Below are 18,616 nucleotides of genomic sequence, written 5' to 3' on the forward strand. Positions count from 1 at the left end.
CAATTGGTTGTATTCATCAAGTTATCTAACTTAAATGATATTTGGGTGTATTCATTTGGCTCAGTGAACCGCATTCCTGTGTTATAGCAAGTGTGTTCACAGATGCATACATGCTGAATACTGATTTGTTCACTAACCTTAACGCTATACGTCTTGAGTATTTTTCAAGCGGTGTTTGTTTAATGCATCTCTCAAAAATTTTCGAGCACTTGTACGATCAAATTGATATCGATTGATTCCACTCACAACAATCGCAGCACCACAATTAGGCATAGGATCTCCAATTGCAAAACCAACACCGCAATTTATTGTATTGATGGAGCTAAAAAAGTTTCGATTGTTAGTATTAAACAGGTAAGTTTCGCCAACAACCAGTTCAATCCCATTACGAAGAACTCGACCTTTAGCTAATCGAATAATTCCTGGTGGTTCAAATTTGAGCTGTATGAGTATTTTCCTTTTACCTTCTCGGATAGTTAGGGTTTGAGCCACCCATTCTATATCCCATTGATTTGTTTCATATATAAGCTCATTGTCAGCAATTTGAAGAATCAGGTTGTTAGTTTCATCAAAAGCTAAAAAGTTAAGAAGTAATTTATCTTGCTCAACTCTAAAACCAACCATTACTAAGCCATCAACTACTAATGGAGCGAAGAATGAACCTTCGGTCAGTCCATGGTATTTAAAGCAACTACTACCTAAGTAAAAAGAAACGTCAGCACCGGAATAACTCATAAGAACATTTTTAGACACACCAACCCTTTTATTGTAAGGGTCAAGATTTGCCTTCTTTACATCTTCAATGGGAATCAGGCCATCTGTTTTCATCCCATGGTGCATTCTGCATAAAAGAGTAATCTCATCATCTTTATGCCTCTGTACGATAGCCCATTCCTCCATGTGTTCGTATTCATATAGAGGAAATCCACAGATAACACACCCAAACCCACAGCGTTGTCGGACAGATCTTTTTATCTCACTAGGAATAGCTGGTCGATTGCTCATAGTGTCTCCAAATCAGTTTGATCGAGTACTACATAGAATGATCATGTAAATATTGATGGATTTAATAATTAGGATAAATACATCAGCTATGTCAGCAAGTTAGCACTATAGACTTCAGCCCCTCAAGATACTTTTTCAATTAGAAGGAGATAATTCACAAATGCTTAGCTGATTATTTCTATAAACAGCAAAATACAGTAAGGTGTAACAATATTTTGTTTATTTTGACCAAAAACCAACGTAAATCAGCTTCTTAGAGAACGTAGAGGGGGTTCGACTCCCTTGATATGTTTTGCTCAATCAAGATAGTTTAATGAGCCACCCATGGCTAAATTCTCTGTATTTTAAACCAACAGGTTACGCAAATGCTCGAAAGGTGAGTCATGGTGATTTGCGAGACGACCGTCCGCCCCACGGACGGGGCGGTCGAGCATCCAAGGATGGACTGGCTGCGTGTCGGTGAGCGAATACCATGACAAGCCGATACTAGCGGGCTAAACCACTAAGTATTAATACCCTGAAATCACAGAGCGCTCAGTAGAATTGACCAACACATATTTGACCAATAAAAAAGCCAGCAAAGCTAAATGCTTGCTGGCTTTTCTGTCTAACTTATTCACTCGCTTTATAACATCACACGAGCACTTAATCTCAGCGGCTCAACTATGACTTCTTAGGAAAAATCGGATAGGACTCAGTGCCTAACACTTTGCCATCAACAGTGAGACCATAGTAATCGCTGTCATTATGGTATTTATCCTGCGCTTGCTTTACATCACCTTTGCTACGTGGGTCCTGCGGACGCTCGTGGGAGTTGATGTAAGCGGCAACATCCCAAGCCTGTTGGTTCGTCAGCTGCATGCTCTTACCAAAGGGCATATTTTCATAAATGAAAAATGCGGCAGTATTGACCCTGTGCATTCCCGCTCCCCAGTTATAACTTTGAGATCCCCACAGCGGCGGCAGTGCATACACACCCGCAATGGCTTGACCTTGCCCATCAACACCATGACAAGTTTGGCAATGGGCGACATACACAGCTTTACCTCGTTCAGGTGAATAGGCTTGTTCGGGTTTTGGGATCTCAGGATAAGCTCGACCCGGCAAGTTAGCACGTTGCTCAACTGTCATCGCCTTAGCTAATGCCTCTGGTAGTGGGAAGTCATCCCGCTTAGCACCTTTGACTAACTCAGCATCACTGATCTCAGGAACAGGGCCACTGATATTAGCCTCATCCATCAAGCCGCCCATGCCTAACCAATAGGCGTAGGCAGAAAGCGCCACTAACTCAGGGCTACCTGATGCAGGGGCTTTACCATTCATCGAATAGTTAAAACAGCCTTGGATGCGTTCTTCAAAGCTACTGACTTTATTGTCTTTTTTACGATAGGCCGGATAAGCAAAATACGCGCCCCAGAGGGGTGATGCGTTGGCTTTACGGCCTGCATCCATATGGCAATTGGTACAGTTAAGCTCATTACCCACATACTTATCACGCAGCTGTTGGGTATTCACAAACAGTTGATAACCTAAACGCACTTTGTCACCAAAGGCGCCTTCGGGAATCGCACTCAAAGGTCTAGGGGTAAGATAGGTTTGATCTGCTACCTTAGGGAAAGAAGGCAGCGGAGCTTGCTTATCTGGGCGTTCTTGTACTGGCTCAGTTTCAGCTTGCGCCTGAACGGTTAACGACCCCATCGCGGCCAGTAATAACATTGCGGAATATTTCATGGCCGGCTCCTTATTTTAAATTCGCAAAGTAGTTGGCTAACGCATCAATCTCGGCGACGGTGAGCTTATTCGCGACGCTCCCCATCATGCCATCGACGTCACCTTTACGTGTTCCCGACTGCCATGCCAATAATTGCGTTTTGATATAACTCGCCTGTTGACCTGCTAAGCGAGGAAATAAGCCGCCACCTAATGCAGAAGGACCATGGCAGGTCACGCAGGCTGGTAAACCACGGGACCAATCACCTTGATAGGCTAAACGAGCAGTATCATCATTAAAAACAACTTGTTCACCGCGGAGAACAGGCTTGACGTCATTGGCAGGCTTAGCTGAAAAATAGCTCGACACTTGCTCAATACCGTCACCTTGGAGTGTCATTGCCATCGGCATCATGGTCGCGTTTTGGCGAACGCCCGCTTGGAAATGTTGCAATTGTGTCGAGATATATTCTTTAGATAATCCCGCTAATCGAGGGCCGAGTGGTTCAATACCCTCACCCCCTGCCCCATGGCAAGACACACATAACTGCGCAGCTTGTGGCATAACGTTCATCGATTGTTTGTCAGAAGGCTCGGCGGCAGCGGCATAGCCGCTACATAGCGTTAAGCCTATGACTAATGTTTTAATCTTCATGTTCTATCCTTGAAGAGAATTAAGCTCTAAAGCATAGGGGTTATTGTTATTTATGTTTGTGCTCACACACTAAACCCATTTTAAAATCAGCCGCTCATTTTTAAAACAGCCAATAAATGAGCCTTAACATTCATTAAGAGTCACTTATTGTTCAATTCAAACGGGATAAATTTACCTTACTCTGTACAAGGTTAAGCTGCAAGCCTTCAATACTTAGTGGCCTGCTCAATAACCAAATCGCGTCGATTCGAAACGATTCAATAACTTATGTATCAAATAGCATAAAAGTAACGTGCCAACGATAGCGATTAAAATACTGCTCACTCGGTATAAGGCACTGAAGATTAAGTCGTTACCTGGGGTCAAATACTGCCCAAACAAAATCCCTAACGTGGTCATAGCACCAAAACCGACACCTGATCCATTCGCCTCGCGCACATGGGCTTGGCTAAAAATCATCAGTCCAATCCACAGCAAGGGGACAACTAACATCAATAGCCCAGACCAATCATAGAGCAGCAACTGCACGAGTATCCCAAACGACACACCCAACAGGGTGCCTATGGCGCGCTTACGGGCATAGTCGAGTGCACCATTCCAATGCATGGGAAACAATAGCAAAAGAGTGGTCGCTTGAGCCGACATCGAATCCCGCAGATCAAATATTTGGAACACCAGAAACGATGCCGTCGCTATGGTCGCACCGAGCAAGGCTTCGTGGCGCATTCGATGCGGCGCCTTAGGCCCAGGTTTGTAAGCCGCTCTTGGTTCAACATCGGGCCAGAGTGCCGTCATAGCGTAGGCGATAACAACTGACAGTGCTGTCGCCCAAAAGTTACTGAAAACTAAGTCGTTTAAGTCAACGCCTGGATAGCTAGCAAAGTGCAGCATGATACTGAGACTCAGCACACCGTTGGCACCAAAGAGAAACAAACTGCCGCGGGACATGGCCGCAAAGCGGTATAGAAATAATAGGAAAACGATGGGAGTCATCATGCCGGGATGGCTGCCAAAGAAACCGCCGAGTAACCCAACCTCTAACCCAGCCATGGCAGATGAAGCCAATAATTGGCGCATAGCATGGCCATTCATCACTGGCACTAATCCGAGTAGTAGCATAGGTGTCACAGTGAAGAAGACTCCATTGCTCCAATCAAAAATTTTACACAGGGTAAAACCTAAGGTCGCGCCAGTCGCAATCCGTAAACACTGGCGTAAATCGTTGGCCGTCAATGGGCTATGGCGTAGTAACATGCTCGTCGCCTTGTTCTATCGATACATTAAATGAGGATGTTTAGCTAGCTTATGCTGCGTTCACACTTATGTTGCTTTGAAGCGTTCACTCAAGCGACTCGCGACAAATACAAACCACCGCGAGTCACTCGTGCTCGTCAACACAGATAAGTACTAATGGATATGCCGATAAATATGCTGGTAAATACGCTAGTAAACATTCTAGTAAATAGGCTAGTAAATAGGCTAGTAAATATAGTGCAGCAGGCTGATTGCTTTAATCTGCACCTTAGCGAGCATGCTAAACAGGCTATTCTCGGGCAGCAATTGCACAGTCGCGCGCGCACCGGCTGGTAAGCTGTTCATCGCCATCCCATCTAACTCCAAATGCAGTCTCAATCTTTGGGCATCACGTACCCAACGGTCAGATTCCTGCGGCGCCGCTAAACGGCCATTGGCATCGAATTGCCCCGCACTCACGCCCGCATCGACACTGCTCACCGTCGCCCGATATAAACGGCCGGGTTCGCCATCGAACGCAATCAAAGCGGTAGATGAAGCATTGACTCCACGCAGGCTCTTCTCGCGAAAATCGGCAATAATATCCACTTTATCCGATACCACGGCCAACAGAGGTTGCCCCACGGTCGCAAAACTACCGACTTCTAACTGCAGGTTAGTCACTATCCCATCTTGATCGGCACGTATTTGGGTATAAGACAGATTAAGCTCGGCTTGAGCTAAATGGTTTTGCGCCTGACGCACTTTAAGATTCTCTTCGCCATAACTGCCACGACTCACTTTGAGTTTTTCTAAACGCGCATTGGCGGCAAGCAAATTGGCTTCAGCAGCTGCGGCATCGCTATCGGCTAGCTCCTTTTGCTGCTGCGATACGCCATGGGTGGCATACAGGGCATCGAGACGTTTAGCCTCGCTGCGTTTTTGTTGTGAGGTGGTTTTATTGGCATTGACCTCGGCCTTAGCAGCCAGTAGCGAGGCATCTAACTCAGCATTATCTTGACGGGCTTGCTCTAAGGCCAATTTAGCTTGCGATACCGCTAACTCATAGGGCGCGGGATCGACTTGAAACAACAAATCACCCTTGGCAACCGCTTGGTTATTGGTCACGGCTATGGTCTGGATTTTACCGCTGATCTGCGGTGTCACTTTAGTCACTACACGGGTCGCCATGGCTTGAGGCGTCAATGGCATCATAGTGTCGGCCAGCATGAAATAGCCAAAAACCATCACAAAGCCAAACATGGCAAATTTTACTAAACGGGCAAACTGTTGATCCGGTGTCATCTTCTTTCTCACAAAAGGGTGTCTGTAACCTTGGTTAATTTGGCGCTGGCGTTGTCGCTGATCAGGCTAATAATGCGTTCAAATTCGCTCAACTCTTCGGCACTGATCCCGCCTAATAACTCACGGCGCACTTGAATAATCCGCGCTTCCATTTGCTTTAAAACATCTAATCCCGCTGGCGTCAGGCTCACAATTCTTGCTCGCTTATCTTTGTCACAACAATGACGCTCGACTAGACCTTGCTCTTCTAATTGCCCTAAGGTGCGCATTAGCGAAGCCAATTCAATTTCTAAGGCATCGGCCAACACTTTTTGGCTAACACTGTCGCCTAAACGCAACAGTTTCCATAGGGCAGTCCAACGAGGATGAGTTAATCCTAAAGGTGCTAGCTCAACATCGGCCACGGTACGCCACAGTCGATGCAGACGGCCTAAATGCTCCGCCAGTGATAACTCTTTTAGTCGCTCTAATTCTTTTTGCATCTTGCCCACCCACTTAGTTAGCGTGCTAAGCATTATACTTAGTTAGCAGGCTAAGTAAATATTTAGGCCCCAAATAGATCTGTGTCCAAGGGCACGAAACGAGCGTAAGAGGGAATAAATAACTTAAAAAGGTTCGCGCCCTCTCAAATCTTATCAAGTTGTATCTCTATAATATCAAACGGATAAATTGAGTTGATTTGCACATGAATTGGAGGCTGTTTTGATAAATCTAAAAATTAGTACGAGGATCGTTATTGGGATCTGTCTATTACTGTTAACAGTAATGAGCTTTATCATGCCGCTCGTTCTCTCTGAATTCAGTCGCCAAGTTGCAGAATCCGAGCAAAGAGAACTCCATAAGATCTATGAAACCGCTGTTGCCGAGATAGCCTCATCGGGCAAATTAGCCGAAGCAATGGCAACCATCATCTCACTCACACCAGAAGTTCAAAGCACCTTTGCAACAGGCGAGCGTGATGAACTCACCACCCGTACCTTACCTATATTCACCCAACTTAAGCGCGATTTTGCGGTTCAGCAATTCCAATTTCATAGGCCACCTGCCACTTCTTTTCTACGCTTGCATCGTCCCGAAAAATTTGGCGATGATCTCACCAGCATACGCAAGACCATAGTTGAAACAAATAGCCAAAAGCGCCCTCTTTATGGCTTGGAATATGGAGTGGAAGGATTAGGTATTCGTGGTTTAGTTCCAATGAGTTACAACGGACAACACACAGGATCAGTTGAGTTTGGCATGTCCTTCGGTCAACCCTTTTTTGATAATTTTAAACAAGCCTATCAAGCAGAAATTGCCCTCATCTTGCCAGATGGTTCAGGGTACAAGTTATTTGGCGCTACATTCACGCCTGATACCCAAGCGGCAGATGAACTCAATAACGTCATGCAAGGCCATGAAGTCATACGCACTATTTCCTTAAATAACAAAACCTACGCCCTGTATCGCCACGCCATAAAAGATTATTCAGGAAACGTGTTTGGCGTACTCGATATTGCGATGGATAGAACCCATTCAGAACAAGCGATAGCGGATATTCGCCTTAAGTTGATCCTTATCGGTTTAGTAGCTCTGGTCATTGGAACCGCCATTGCTTGGTTTATTGCCAAAGGGATTACTCGCCCTATCGCTGAAACCACCCAAGCCATGAATGATATCGCTGAAGGTGAAGGCGATTTAACCCGCCGAATCGCGGTAAAAGGTAAGGATGAAATTGCTGAATTATCGATGGCATTCAACCGCTTTGTAGAAAAAATTCACAACACAGTTTCCCACGTCGCCGACTCAACAAGCCTGCTCGCCACCTCTGCTGAAGAAATGTCGAGCATTACGCGGGAAACCCAGAAGATGGCGAGTCGTCAGCACCTCGAAACCGAGCAAGTTGCCACCGCAATGAATGAAATGGCCGCAACGGTTCAAGAAGTTGCCCATAACGCGACCGATGCGGCCGATGCCGCCAATCATGCCAATGACTCAACCGAACAAGGCAAATTGGTTGTACAAAAAGTGGTAACCACTATCGCCATATTGGCCGAGGAAATAGCCACAGCAGCGAGTGAAATCAATGAATTAGAGCGTAATACCGCTGAAATCGATTCTGTGCTTGTGGTTATCCGTAATATTGCCGACCAAACTAATTTACTCGCACTCAATGCGGCAATTGAAGCCGCAAGGGCGGGAGAACAAGGTCGAGGATTTGCGGTCGTTGCCGATGAAGTACGCACTCTGGCGAGCCGCACTCAAGCATCTACGACGGAAATTCAGCAGATGATCGAAGCGCTTCAGCATAAAGCTAAGTCTACAGTCAATGCGATGGAAACCAGCACCCGCACCACCCAAAGCTGTGTATCCCAAGTTCACCAAGCGGGTGAAGCACTCGAAGCCATTACCCATGCGGTTTCCACCATTAGCCAGATGAATATCCAGATCGCCAGCGCTGCAAATGAGCAATGTGCGGTTTCGGCAGAGATTAATAAAAATGTTAATAACATCAATGATATTGCGACCAATGCGACAGATAGTGCGGTACAAACTGCACGCGCTGGCGATGAACTTGCCCAACTCGCAGCCCGTTTAACAACTTTATTAGCTCAATTTAGAATTTAAGCAAAACAAAACGCCGCATTCTCTGCGGCGTTTTTATTAGTTTATTTTATAAGGTTTTATTTAGGACGCACGCCTAAAGTGTGGCAAATCGCGTAGGTCAATTCGGCGCGATTTAAGGTGTAAAAATGGAAATCCTTCACACCTTCGCGGGACAGCACTTTCACCATGTCGATGGCCACGTTTGCCCCCACCAATTGGCGTGTACCCGCATCGTTTTCTAGGCCGTCGAATTGCTTATGTAACCAATTCGGTAACGACACATTGGTCATGCCCGCGAAACGTTTTAGCTGGGTAAAGTTAGTCACAGGTAAAATGCCCGGCACAATTTCAACGTCGATACCGGCGGCAACGCAGCGATCACGAAAACGCAGGTAAGATTCCACATCGAAGAAAAACTGGGTAATGGCACGGCTCGCACCCGCATCAATCTTACGCTTAAGGTTGATCAAATCCGCCTGTGCATTGCTCGCATCGGGATGCACTTCTGGATAGGCCGCAACGGAAATATCAAAGTCAGCCACAGAGCGCAGCAAACGCACTAAATCCGCCGCAAAACGAGTGGGCTTGGGGCTGCCTGCTGGCAAATCACCACGCAGTGCCACTATGTCACGAATGCCCGATTTCCAATAATGCTTAGCCAGTTCTAACAGCTCTTCATCGCTGGCATCCACTAAGGTTAAGTGCGGCGCGGCAACGAGGTCAGTTTCCTGTTGGATACGTTCAATCACGCCGTGGGTGCGGTCGCGCACGCCTGAGTTAGCACCGTAAGTCACAGACACAAACTTAGGGTTAAGCGGCTCTAAACGACGAATAGAGTTCCACAGTATCTGTTCCATTTCGGGGGTCGATGGCGGGAAAAACTCAAAAGAAACATTAATATCGCCATTAAGCTCAGACAAGCTCTGGTTCAGCGATTGTGAATGTTGTGCGTGATGAAAAGCCATGTGTATTTCCTCAACCGCCCTTGGCGCTACTCTTTGCTAGTATGAATTATTTCAAATGGACGTTTGGACGTCTATATGTCCATATACTAGAGAAACTGAGATGTAAGTCAAGCCCAAAAATACCCATAAACCGCATTTAATCTCGGTTAATTCGATAGATTTATTCTAGCCAATAAAAAAGGACTCGAATGAGTCCTTTAAGAGGCTTGATATCGCGTTATTCCTGCAGCAGATCGCGACAGATCTGAGTCAGATCCGACTGCACTGCCGCCGCTGTCACTTCGCGTCCAGCGCCCGGTCCACGGATGATCAGCGGATTACCTTGGTAGAAGACACTGCGGATCACAAACACATTATCACCAGGGGTTAAGTTGGCGTAAGGGTGATGGGTATCAATCCACTGCAAACCCACTTCGGCCTTGAGCTCTGGGCCGCTGTTGTCTAAGGATGCCACATATCTGAGCACCTTATTTTGCTCCGCCGCCGCACCATACTGTTGCAGCAGATCGGCATCTAACTCGGCAATGCGGGTGAGAAATTGATCTAAGGGAATATCCGCCAAAGCGGCTGGTACGAGTGAGCGCAGCTCAATATCTTCAAGCTCGATTTCAAGGCCAATCTCACGGGCTAAGATAAGCAGTTTACGCTGCATATCACGGCCGGAGAGATCGTCGCGGGGATCGGGTTCAGTAATACCTAAGCCTCTGGCTTCAATCACTAATTCTGAAAATGGCTTACTAGTATCGTATTTCTCAAACAACCAACACAAGGTGCCGGAGAAAATCCCGCCCACCGCTTCAACGCTATCACCGCTGTTACGCAGATCATTTAGCGCATGTTGGATAGGTAAACCAGCGCCACAGCTGGCGTTATAGCGCCAAAACAAACGACGATTACCCAGTTGCTGCTTTAACTCTCGATAGAAAGGCAGTGGACCCGAGCCCGCAAGTTTATTCGCGCTCACCACATGGATGCCACGCTCGAACAGTTCTGGATATTGCAGCGTCAAACTGGCGCTGGCACTGATATCTAAGGCCACCAGCTCATCGCAATTAACTTGCTCTAATTGCTCGAATAAATGTTCATACTGCCAAGGCGTTGCTTCAGTATTAAACTCTGTTTGCCACGCGGCAAGATTAATCCCAGTTGATTTAATCAAGGCTTTACTCGAACTGACTAAACCGACTAACTCAACACTGGCTTCGAGTTCATGGTCTAGTGAGGGTGAAACCGACTTAAACAGATCGATCCAAGCCTCACCGATATTACCCACACCGAGCAGCAGGACGCCAATGCGTTTACGCGGGCCAGCGCAGCGACGGTGGACTTTTTGGGTTAACAGATTCACCTGTGACTGGGGCACTAACGTCACTAAACTTAAATCGCCACTGAACAAAGGTTTAGCATCACGGCTCAGTAAACGGGCGAAGCTGCGGCGATAATGTTCGGCGTCGGCACTTACTAATGCAACTAAACCAAAATCTGTGTTGATCTGCTGCTCGCTGATCCCTAATGCTTCTGCCTCGGCATCGAGTAATCTTTGAACTTGTTTTTGATTCTCAGCGGTATAGGCAAGTTCAACCCTTTGATGGGCAGAGGTCCAATGGGCCAATGGCGTTAAACCCGCGGCAATCAATAAATCTAATAAACGAGTTAACTCCCCTGTGAGTTTAAAGCCGAACAGGACAACAGCATTGAGGTTAGTCACCACAGGCGCGCTCGCCGACGAACTGTGGGGCGCGATCAAGGTAAAGTCGGTGTGGGATGCATAACTTGAGCGTACCGCTAAACTCACTTCGGTATTAAACAAAGGCTGCAGAGTGCGCGAATGTAATACTGGCGAGCCTAAACGCGCGAGGCGATCGGCTTCGGCAAGTGACATGCTTTTCAGTAACTTGGCATCGTTGATTTTATTAGGATCGGCGTTGAACACCCCTTCCACATCGGTCCAAATAGTCACGCGCTCGATATCGGCGAGACTAGCAATCAGGCTGGCACTAAAATCTGAACCATTACGACCAAGTAACAAGGTATCGCCACGCTCGTTAGCGCAGATAAATCCTGTGATCACTAAGCGTTCATTGGGATGTGCAGCTAATAGGGCTTGTACTTTAGCGCGGGATTCCTGTACCCGAATTTGTGGCACAGCGGCTTCATCGGCCACTAAAATTGAACAGGCATCCACATGGCTTGCTGCCACGCCAGATTCGCGCAGCAGCGCCGCCATTAAACGTGCCGACCAACGTTCGCCAAAGCTCACCACATGGTTGATTTGGTATTCATTGCGCTCATCTAAGGACAACAAGCTGATGAGTTGCGCTTTATCAGTGGCCAAACGCTCACGCAGATCGCGGGCTTGTTCATTCGACAACAACTGCTCAATCAACCCCTGTTGGTAACTGATCAGCACTTGTAATTCTTCTTGCCATAGCTGACCCGCATCACGCAGCGCTAATAATTTATACAGGAAATTCGTGCTCTTACCCGCCGCAGAGACCACCACGAGATCATCACTATGACCGTGGGTTAACAGGATATGGGCGACTCGGCGATAACAATCGGCATCCGCTAAACTGGAGCCACCAAATTTATGTAAGTGACAACGTGCCATCTATTATTCCTCTACTGACAAGCCGCAACGGCGGCTAATCCTGCTTGAATATCTGCAACTAAATCGGCGGCATCTTCAATACCCACCGATAGACGCAATAGGGTGTCCTTAATACCAGCCTCGAAGCGCGCCTGCGGCTCCATGGCTCTGTGGGTCATAGTTGCGGGCACGGCCACTAAACTTTCGACGCCACCTAAACTTTCCGCCACGCTAAATAAGCTGAGTGCACCTAAAAAGGCCACCACTTCGGCCTCACCGCCTTTGAGCTCAAAACTCAGCATAGCGCCAAAGCCCTGTTGTTGCTTGGCCGCAATGGCGTGACCAGGGTGATCCGCAAGACCGGGGTAATAGACTTTGCTCACCACAGGGCTTTGGGTTAATACCTCAATAATACGCTGGGCATTGGCTTGATGCTCGCGAATACGCACCGCTAAGGTACGCAGGCCGCGCAGGGTCAGATAACTGTCGAAGGCTGACCCCGTTAAGCCTAGAGTGTTCGACCACCAATGTAAGCTTTCGCCGATTTGCGCGTCTTTGGCGACCACAGCGCCGCCGACCACATCGCTGTGACCATTGATATATTTAGTGGTGGAGTGGATAACGATATCCGCGCCTAACAATAGGGGTTGTTGCAATATTGGCGATAAAAAAGTGTTATCGACCACCACCAGCGCGCTGACCTCATGGCTCGCCTTAGCAATGGCTTCGATATCTACCACACGCAATAACGGGTTCGATGGGGTTTCGAGCCACACCATCTTAGGATTCTGCGCAATGGCGGCGGCTAACGCTTGGCTGTCGGTTTGGTCGACCACAATGAGCTTAAACTGGCCTTTCTTCGCCAAGTTGGTAAATAAACGGTAGGAACCACCATAGCAATCATGGGGCACAACTAATAGGTCATCGGGGCCGAGCAAAGTGGTCACTAAGGTGATGGCCGCCATGCCAGTGCACGTCACTATGCCAGTCGCCCCCTTTTCTAATTGCGCTAATGCTTCGCCTAAAATGCAGCGCGTTGGGTTGCCTGAACGACTGTAATCGAATTCGCGGGGATTTTTATGACCATCGAAGGCGTAATTAGTCGACAAATAAATCGGTGGCACAACTGCACCATATTGAGTATCGCTTTCGATACCCTGACGCACTGCCAGTGTGGCTAATTGACGCTCTGCCATGGGTGGACTCCTAAATTCGATAGACTGATAGAGATGTCTGGACGTCTAAATGTACCTAAGCCCAACGCCATCGTCAATAGGCGTGAAGACGTTTAGACGTCTGAACATAAAGAAATCTGTTTGCAATCACAAAGAAATAGTAGCAATAATTTGACTGTTCTTTGTAAGGGTTTAAAATCTGCCCCGAATTTAGCGTTATAACAGGTGAGTCAATGACTGAATGGAATGGGGAATACATCAGCCCCTATGCTGAACATGGCAAGAAGAATGAACAAGTAAAAAAAATTACTGTGTCTATTCCGCTCAAAGTGCTTAAGGTCCTCACGGACGAACGTACTCGTCGTCAGGTCAATAATTTGCGTCACGCCACCAACAGCGAGCTGTTGTGTGAGGCATTTTTGCACGCCTACACTGGCCAGCCATTGCCCAACGATGAAGATCTGTCAAAAGATAACCCAGACAGCATTCCCGCTGAAGCCAAGTTGTTAATGGATCAAATGGGAATCGAGTGGGAAGACATGGAATAGCGACTCGTCGCTTTCAAAGTCATATCACAGTGCTCATCAATAGGGATCGTTAACGATCCCTTTTTGTTTATACCCAAGCGACTTCAAACTTTAAATTTCACCATCTTGAGTTGGTTTGGGATATAGGAAATCCTATGTTTTCTATGATAGATCCACAGACACTCGCCTTAGCCTCGCTGGTCGTGTTTCTGGGCGCATTAACCCAAAGTCTTATTGGGTTTGGGCTTGCGGTTGTCGCCAGTCCTTTGCTGTATATCGTCGATCCACAACTTGTACCTGCGCCTGTTATTGCTATGGGTTTCTCCATCGCCCTGCTGACCTTAGTGCGTGAACGCGGTCACTTAGAATTCAATGGCTTGCAATATGCTCTCATAGGTCGCGTGCCCGGCGGTTTTATCGGCGCGAGTTTATTGCTGTTTGCGCCTCAACCCATACTGGGTTTATCCATCGCCGCCATTGTGACTGTCGCAGTGATCCTCAGCCTGTATAAATTCAGCCAGCCAGTGAATAAGAAAACCCTCTTCGGTGCAGGTGTGGTTTCAGGGATCTTCGGCAATATCGCCGCGATTGGTGGCCCACCGATGGCGATTTTGTTGGCAGGCAAAGATGCCTCGCAGTTTCGCGCAGCCCTGTCGGCCTTCTTCATTTTTAGCTCCATGATTGCACTGATCATTTTAGCGATCACAGGCTTATTAGAATTAAAACATCTGTGGCTGTCGTTGATGCTGCTCCCCTCAGTGATTTTAGGTTACTTAGTCGCAGGACGATTAGTGGGCCGTGTCGATAAAGAGAAGACAAAGATGGCGACGTTAGTCCTGTGCAGTATCAGCGCCTTAGTGCTAACGGTGAAGTCGGTTATCGAGTTATTACCCCAATAAGCGTCCTACTTATACTGGCAAACCTTCTCACGATTCAAACAATAAAAAAGCACTGACATTGCCAGTGCTTTTTCTTTATCTATCAATATGTAAAGCCAGCTTACACTCAGCTTAAATAGCTTTGCCCTGCGTACACAATAAAGTGTCTTAAGGCGAGTACACCCGTTAAGCTCGCACAAGCCACCATGATCATCGCGCCCTTAGTGTGGCGAGTCGCGGCGGGTAACAGCATAAACAGCAATGGAATACCAAAGCCAATTCCGACAACACCTATCCAGAACACGCTTGCCCATAGCCCAGAAGTTAACGATGCTAAGGCCGCAGCAGCCGCGCCGCCCTTGAAGTACAAGGCGCAGAACAACATGAACAGGAACAGAATTTCAATCGCCATCACAGGCAATTCTAAACCGTGCATCTTCACTAAGGTTTTGTCGTGGCTGTCCGTCTTAAACATCAGCAACGCCAGTACCGCATTGGCCGCAGCGCCCGCCGACAAACCCGACACTAAAAACAGCGCAGGCAGTACCGCAGTGTTGAGCATAGGATAAGCATTCATCGCCGAAATTAAGAAGCCAGTGTAAGCCCCTACGCCAATGGCGAGGACAAACAACAATACTTCAATCAGCTTTCGAAATGGCATAAGTAACTTAGCGATAGGTGTTAGGAAACCCAAACCCCATTTTGGTAAGTCATCCCGCAGCACAATAATGGCGTACGCAAAGGCCAAGGGAGAATACGCCAGCAGCGCCAGCACCCCGATTGCCATCACAGACTGGAAGTTATAGTGAATTAAGATCAACCAAAAGTGGAATGGTTTGGTTAAGTCAAACACTAAGCAAGCTAGACCTAAGCTAATTGCTACAGGCCCAATAATGGCTGCCGCCTTAAGAATGCTGCTTTCAGCTCCCGCGCTGAGTTCCTTATTCGCCCAGCGTAAACCAATGCCAATCAATAAACTGCCCGCGGATAACCCCGCCATAAACAGGTAAACGGCGATGACCCAGTGCCAAGTGACAGGATCATATTGCGCCATGTCGCCCCAAGTATTGTTCATAATCAAATCCCCCCTCTTTTGGTAGGAACGCGATATACCCTAGGTTTAGTGCCTAAATGGGTTTTATCTTGGTAAGTGATTTTAGTGTTGAGCATGATGGCCACTTCACTGCGTGGATCATTGGCATCGCCAAACACTAAGGCATCGGTTGGACACACAGTCACACACGCTGGCTCTTCGCCCCGTGCTAAACGCGTATCCTTACAGAAGTTACACTTATCCGCCGCCTTGGTTTCTGGGTTCATAAAGCGCACTTTATAAGGGCACGCTGCCACACAGTACATACAGCCGACACACTTCTCGGTATGGATAGAGATAATGCCGTCTTCACCCACATAGGCCGCGCCTGTTGGGCACACCTTAACGCAGGGTGCATCTTCACATTGCTGGCAAGATACCCTGTGATATTTGAAATGCAGATTGGGCATCTCACCAAAGGGGCCTTCCACACGCACTTGCAGACGAGTTACGCCTTCGGGTACACCATTTTCACTGCGACACGCCACGTTACAAGCTTGGCAGCCGATGCACTTATTCTCGTCGTGCACCATTACATATCGTTTATTCATTTAAGCCTCCGATTAGCGCTTTGCCAGCGTGACGCCCGTGGTGTGCACTGTCATGCCACACACAGGAGCAGTAACGTGCGGCAGTAAGTTACCGCAGTGGATACCTTTGCCCGTTGCTCTGACCAACTCTTTGTTTTTAGAACCAAAGCCCATGTAAGCAAACACAGTATCTTGGCGAATACCCGGCGTGACTAAGGCATGGCCTTCTTCGGTGCCTACACTGCTGGTGAGGCGGATTGGGTCGCCATTGCTGATCCCTAACTTACCCGCAGTAACAGGGTGAACCCACACAGCGTTATCCGACATCAGGTTAGCGAGCATAGGCACATTGTGGGTTGCGCCATTGGTGTGCACCGCCACTTTGCCTTGGATAAAGTACAGCTCATCTGCTTTTTTAAGATTCACTTCGCGGAACTTGATCACCCCACGGCCCGGTGCCATGGCTTCCACTTTCGCGGAAGTGAGTTCAATTTTGCCACTCGGGGTTTTAAAGGTCAGTGCGCTGGCGTAAGTGCCGTCTTCATCGGCAGGTCGAGCATTGGGGTATGCCTTAATAAACTCGGCAACCATCTTAGGCTCGCACAACATAATTGGCTTACCGAAGCTCACAAAACCTTCGTCTTTGATCCGGCGCAGCAGGTCAGTGTCGCGGTTCACCTGCAGCATTTGCAGGGTTTCCATGTTTTCCCATGGATAGAACTCGCCAAGGCCCATAGCCACACCCACATCCTTAAAGATCTGCCAAGAAGGCTTAGTATCACCTAAGGTTTCAACGACCCGTTGGCGCACATAATAGGCCGGATTTTTACCTGACTTATCAGCAATTTCTTCATCACGTTCAAGATAAGTCGACTCAGGTAAAATCACGTCCGCATAGGCGGCGGTTTCGCTGATATACACATCACACACGGCGATAAAGTCGAGCTTTTTCATCGCTTCAACAACGCGCGCCCTGTCTGTCATGGTTTGCATTGGGTTAGTGCGTGACATCACCCAGCCGTGTAACTGGTAAGGAACAGCGCTTAATGTGGCATCGAGAATAGTTTGGTAAACGCCGCCCGATGTCCACATCATGGCGTACTGTTCTTCCACCTGATCGATACGTTTCGCTGCTGGTTTTGGCATGTCTTTCACGCCAGGTTTTGCCAATACGGGCGCAACCGCTTCACCGGCAAGCTTGTTGTAATCACCGGGTTTCTGGCCGATATAAATCCCGCCCTTACGCTCGATGTTACCAATCAAGACGTTAGCGGCGTAAAGGGCGCGGCGCATCTCAAACTCTTCGGTGGTAAAGGTGGCTCTGTGACCAAAATCGACCACTGCATGGGGCGCTTTAGCGGCATATTCGTGGGCGATACGACGGATGTCTTTGGCAGGCACATCGGAGATGGTTTCAGCCCATTCAGGGGTATAAGCTTTCACTTCGGCGGCAAAGGCTTCGAAACCTTCCACATAACGCGCGACAAATGCCTTGTCGTAAAGATTATCTTCAATCAATACATGGCATAACGCCAAGGCGACGGCCACGTCGGTACCGGGGCGAATGGCATACCATTCATCGGCCTTGTCGGCCACAATGGAGAATCTTGGCTCGAACACCACCAGCTTGGCACCTTTGTCCATTTGCGCCGCCATCATGCCGCGGGTTTCGGACATATTGATGCCTTCGTACAGGTTATGGCCGAAGTTAATGATGTATTTAGAATTACTTAAATCACGTTTGACCTTAGTGCCAAAAATAGCCTTAGCGGCAATTTCATAACCACCTGGGCAAGTCGACGCGTGGGTAAAGGTATTTGGACTACCAAAGGCGGTCGCAAGGTGAAACAAATGCTTTTCTTGTGAGCCAGATTTTGACGAGAATGCCACGGCTTCTGGGCCATGTTCTTTTTTGATTTTATTGAGGTTTTCAGCAATTAATTTATAAGCTTCATCCCAACTGATCTCAGCCCATTTACCTTCGCCGCGCTCACCGACCCGCTTTAACGGTTTAACGATACGCTGTGGATCGTACAATAAACTATGGCCTGCGCCGCCACGGGCACACACTTTACCGCCAAAGGATTTAGCGGCCTTGTTGCCACTAATGAAGACGTTTTTGCCCTCAATCACCCGCGCCGAAATCGGGCAGCGAGTCGAACACATTTCACAAATACTGGCAATGTCTTTGCCCATGCCCTTTAGCTGCTTATTCTCTAATGCCGCTAAGCTGCCCGGCAGCAGACTGGCCAGCGCACACGTGGCGCTGCTCGCTCCTGCTCCCTTTAAAAAGGTTCGCCTATTAAGCTCAATCATGGTTACCTCCATCACGCTCATCCCACCCGTCAGTCGCCACATTGGACG

15 protein-coding genes are annotated in these 18,616 nt (G+C 47.9%); 3 read left to right on the forward strand and 12 right to left on the reverse strand.

Going from position 1 to position 18,616, the window contains the following annotated elements; genetic code table 11:
* Positions 1-144: 144 nt before the first annotated feature.
* From HQQ92_RS17180 to slyA, 6 genes are all read right to left on the reverse strand, one after another.
* Positions 145-1,005 (reverse strand): cell division protein, encoded by an 861-nt coding sequence (locus HQQ92_RS17180; RefSeq protein WP_173247084.1) that lies wholly within the window; start codon positions 1,003-1,005, stop codon positions 145-147.
* A gap of 663 nt (positions 1,006-1,668) precedes the next feature.
* Positions 1,669-2,736, reverse strand: coding sequence for a c-type cytochrome (locus HQQ92_RS17185; protein ID WP_173247087.1), 1,068 nt, complete (start codon positions 2,734-2,736; stop codon positions 1,669-1,671).
* A 10-nt stretch (positions 2,737-2,746) separates the two neighbouring features.
* The gene (locus HQQ92_RS17190) at positions 2,747-3,370 is read right to left on the reverse strand and encodes a c-type cytochrome (RefSeq protein ID WP_173247089.1); all 624 of its coding nucleotides are present in this window, start codon (positions 3,368-3,370) and stop codon (positions 2,747-2,749) included.
* Between the two features lie 225 nt (positions 3,371-3,595).
* On the reverse strand, positions 3,596-4,624 hold the full coding sequence (locus HQQ92_RS17195) for a DUF2955 domain-containing protein (protein WP_173247091.1): 1,029 nt from the start codon (positions 4,622-4,624) through the stop codon (positions 3,596-3,598).
* Positions 4,625-4,849: 225 nt separating this feature from the next.
* Positions 4,850-5,908, reverse strand: a complete 1,059-nt coding sequence (locus HQQ92_RS17200; RefSeq protein WP_173247093.1) for an HlyD family secretion protein — start codon at positions 5,906-5,908, stop codon at positions 4,850-4,852.
* Between the two features lie 8 nt (positions 5,909-5,916).
* On the reverse strand, positions 5,917-6,390 hold the full coding sequence (gene slyA / locus HQQ92_RS17205; RefSeq protein ID WP_105251323.1) for a transcriptional regulator SlyA: 474 nt from the start codon (positions 6,388-6,390) through the stop codon (positions 5,917-5,919).
* 223 nt (positions 6,391-6,613) lie between these two features.
* Here slyA and HQQ92_RS17210 point away from each other — a divergent pair, with 223 nt between their 5' ends.
* Positions 6,614-8,515 carry a methyl-accepting chemotaxis protein gene (locus tag HQQ92_RS17210; RefSeq protein WP_173248703.1) on the forward strand — a complete coding sequence of 634 codons (1,902 nt, stop codon included), beginning with the start codon at positions 6,614-6,616 and terminating at the stop codon, positions 8,513-8,515.
* A gap of 56 nt (positions 8,516-8,571) precedes the next feature.
* On the opposite strand, the gene metF is transcribed toward HQQ92_RS17210, so the two are convergent.
* From metF to metB, 3 genes are all read right to left on the reverse strand, one after another.
* On the reverse strand, positions 8,572-9,459 hold the full coding sequence (metF, locus tag HQQ92_RS17215; RefSeq protein ID WP_173247104.1) for a methylenetetrahydrofolate reductase: 888 nt from the start codon (positions 9,457-9,459) through the stop codon (positions 8,572-8,574).
* Positions 9,460-9,676: 217 nt separating this feature from the next.
* Entirely contained in the window at positions 9,677-12,070 is a 2,394-nt protein-coding gene (locus tag HQQ92_RS17220) for a bifunctional aspartate kinase/homoserine dehydrogenase II (protein WP_105251321.1), read from the reverse strand.
* 11 nt (positions 12,071-12,081) lie between these two features.
* The gene (gene metB, locus HQQ92_RS17225) at positions 12,082-13,245 is read right to left on the reverse strand and encodes a cystathionine gamma-synthase (RefSeq protein ID WP_105251320.1); all 1,164 of its coding nucleotides are present in this window, start codon (positions 13,243-13,245) and stop codon (positions 12,082-12,084) included.
* Positions 13,246-13,457: 212 nt separating this feature from the next.
* Between metB and metJ the strand changes: the two genes are divergently transcribed.
* Complete coding sequence (gene metJ / locus HQQ92_RS17230; RefSeq protein ID WP_105251319.1) at positions 13,458-13,772, forward strand: met regulon transcriptional regulator MetJ; 315 nt, start codon at positions 13,458-13,460, stop codon at positions 13,770-13,772.
* 134 nt (positions 13,773-13,906) lie between these two features.
* On the forward strand, positions 13,907-14,650 hold the full coding sequence (locus tag HQQ92_RS17235; protein WP_173247107.1) for a sulfite exporter TauE/SafE family protein: 744 nt from the start codon (positions 13,907-13,909) through the stop codon (positions 14,648-14,650).
* 106 nt (positions 14,651-14,756) lie between these two features.
* Here HQQ92_RS17235 and nrfD read toward each other — a convergent pair whose 3' ends face one another.
* Genes nrfD through phsA form a run of 3 tightly spaced genes read right to left on the reverse strand, consistent with a single transcriptional unit; the run spans position 14,757 to position 18,568 of the window.
* Complete coding sequence (gene nrfD / locus HQQ92_RS17240; RefSeq protein ID WP_105251317.1) at positions 14,757-15,704, reverse strand: NrfD/PsrC family molybdoenzyme membrane anchor subunit; 948 nt, start codon at positions 15,702-15,704, stop codon at positions 14,757-14,759.
* A 2-nt stretch (positions 15,705-15,706) separates the two neighbouring features.
* Positions 15,707-16,273 (reverse strand): 4Fe-4S dicluster domain-containing protein, encoded by a 567-nt coding sequence (locus HQQ92_RS17245; protein WP_105251316.1) that lies wholly within the window; start codon positions 16,271-16,273, stop codon positions 15,707-15,709.
* Positions 16,274-16,285: 12 nt separating this feature from the next.
* Positions 16,286-18,568, reverse strand: a complete 2,283-nt coding sequence (phsA, locus tag HQQ92_RS17250) for a thiosulfate reductase PhsA (RefSeq protein WP_105251315.1) — start codon at positions 18,566-18,568, stop codon at positions 16,286-16,288.
* Positions 18,569-18,616: the final 48 nt, after the last annotated feature.

This window comes from Shewanella sp. DC2-4 (assembly GCF_013248875.1).
GTDB classification, from domain to species: Bacteria; Pseudomonadota; Gammaproteobacteria; order Enterobacterales; family Shewanellaceae; genus Shewanella; species Shewanella oncorhynchi.

Coding starts and splice junctions, on each gene's coding strand:
- HQQ92_RS17195 (WP_173247091.1), bottom strand. CDS start 4,624: ATGTTACTACGCCATAGCCCATTGACGGCCAACGATTTACGCCAGTGT.
- HQQ92_RS17180 (WP_173247084.1), bottom strand. CDS start 1,005: ATGAGCAATCGACCAGCTATTCCTAGTGAGATAAAAAGATCTGTCCGA.
- HQQ92_RS17200 (WP_173247093.1), bottom strand. CDS start 5,908: ATGACACCGGATCAACAGTTTGCCCGTTTAGTAAAATTTGCCATGTTT.
- metB (WP_105251320.1), bottom strand. CDS start 13,245: ATGGCAGAGCGTCAATTAGCCACACTGGCAGTGCGTCAGGGTATCGAA.
- HQQ92_RS17190 (WP_173247089.1), bottom strand. CDS start 3,370: ATGAAGATTAAAACATTAGTCATAGGCTTAACGCTATGTAGCGGCTAT.
- HQQ92_RS17185 (WP_173247087.1), bottom strand. CDS start 2,736: ATGAAATATTCCGCAATGTTATTACTGGCCGCGATGGGGTCGTTAACC.
- HQQ92_RS17235 (WP_173247107.1), top strand. CDS start 13,907: ATGTTTTCTATGATAGATCCACAGACACTCGCCTTAGCCTCGCTGGTC.
- slyA (WP_105251323.1), bottom strand. CDS start 6,390: ATGCAAAAAGAATTAGAGCGACTAAAAGAGTTATCACTGGCGGAGCAT.
- HQQ92_RS17220 (WP_105251321.1), bottom strand. CDS start 12,070: ATGGCACGTTGTCACTTACATAAATTTGGTGGCTCCAGTTTAGCGGAT.
- metF (WP_173247104.1), bottom strand. CDS start 9,459: ATGGCTTTTCATCACGCACAACATTCACAATCGCTGAACCAGAGCTTG.
- metJ (WP_105251319.1), top strand. CDS start 13,458: ATGACTGAATGGAATGGGGAATACATCAGCCCCTATGCTGAACATGGC.
- phsA (WP_105251315.1), bottom strand. CDS start 18,568: ATGATTGAGCTTAATAGGCGAACCTTTTTAAAGGGAGCAGGAGCGAGC.
- nrfD (WP_105251317.1), bottom strand. CDS start 15,704: ATGAACAATACTTGGGGCGACATGGCGCAATATGATCCTGTCACTTGG.
- HQQ92_RS17245 (WP_105251316.1), bottom strand. CDS start 16,273: ATGAATAAACGATATGTAATGGTGCACGACGAGAATAAGTGCATCGGC.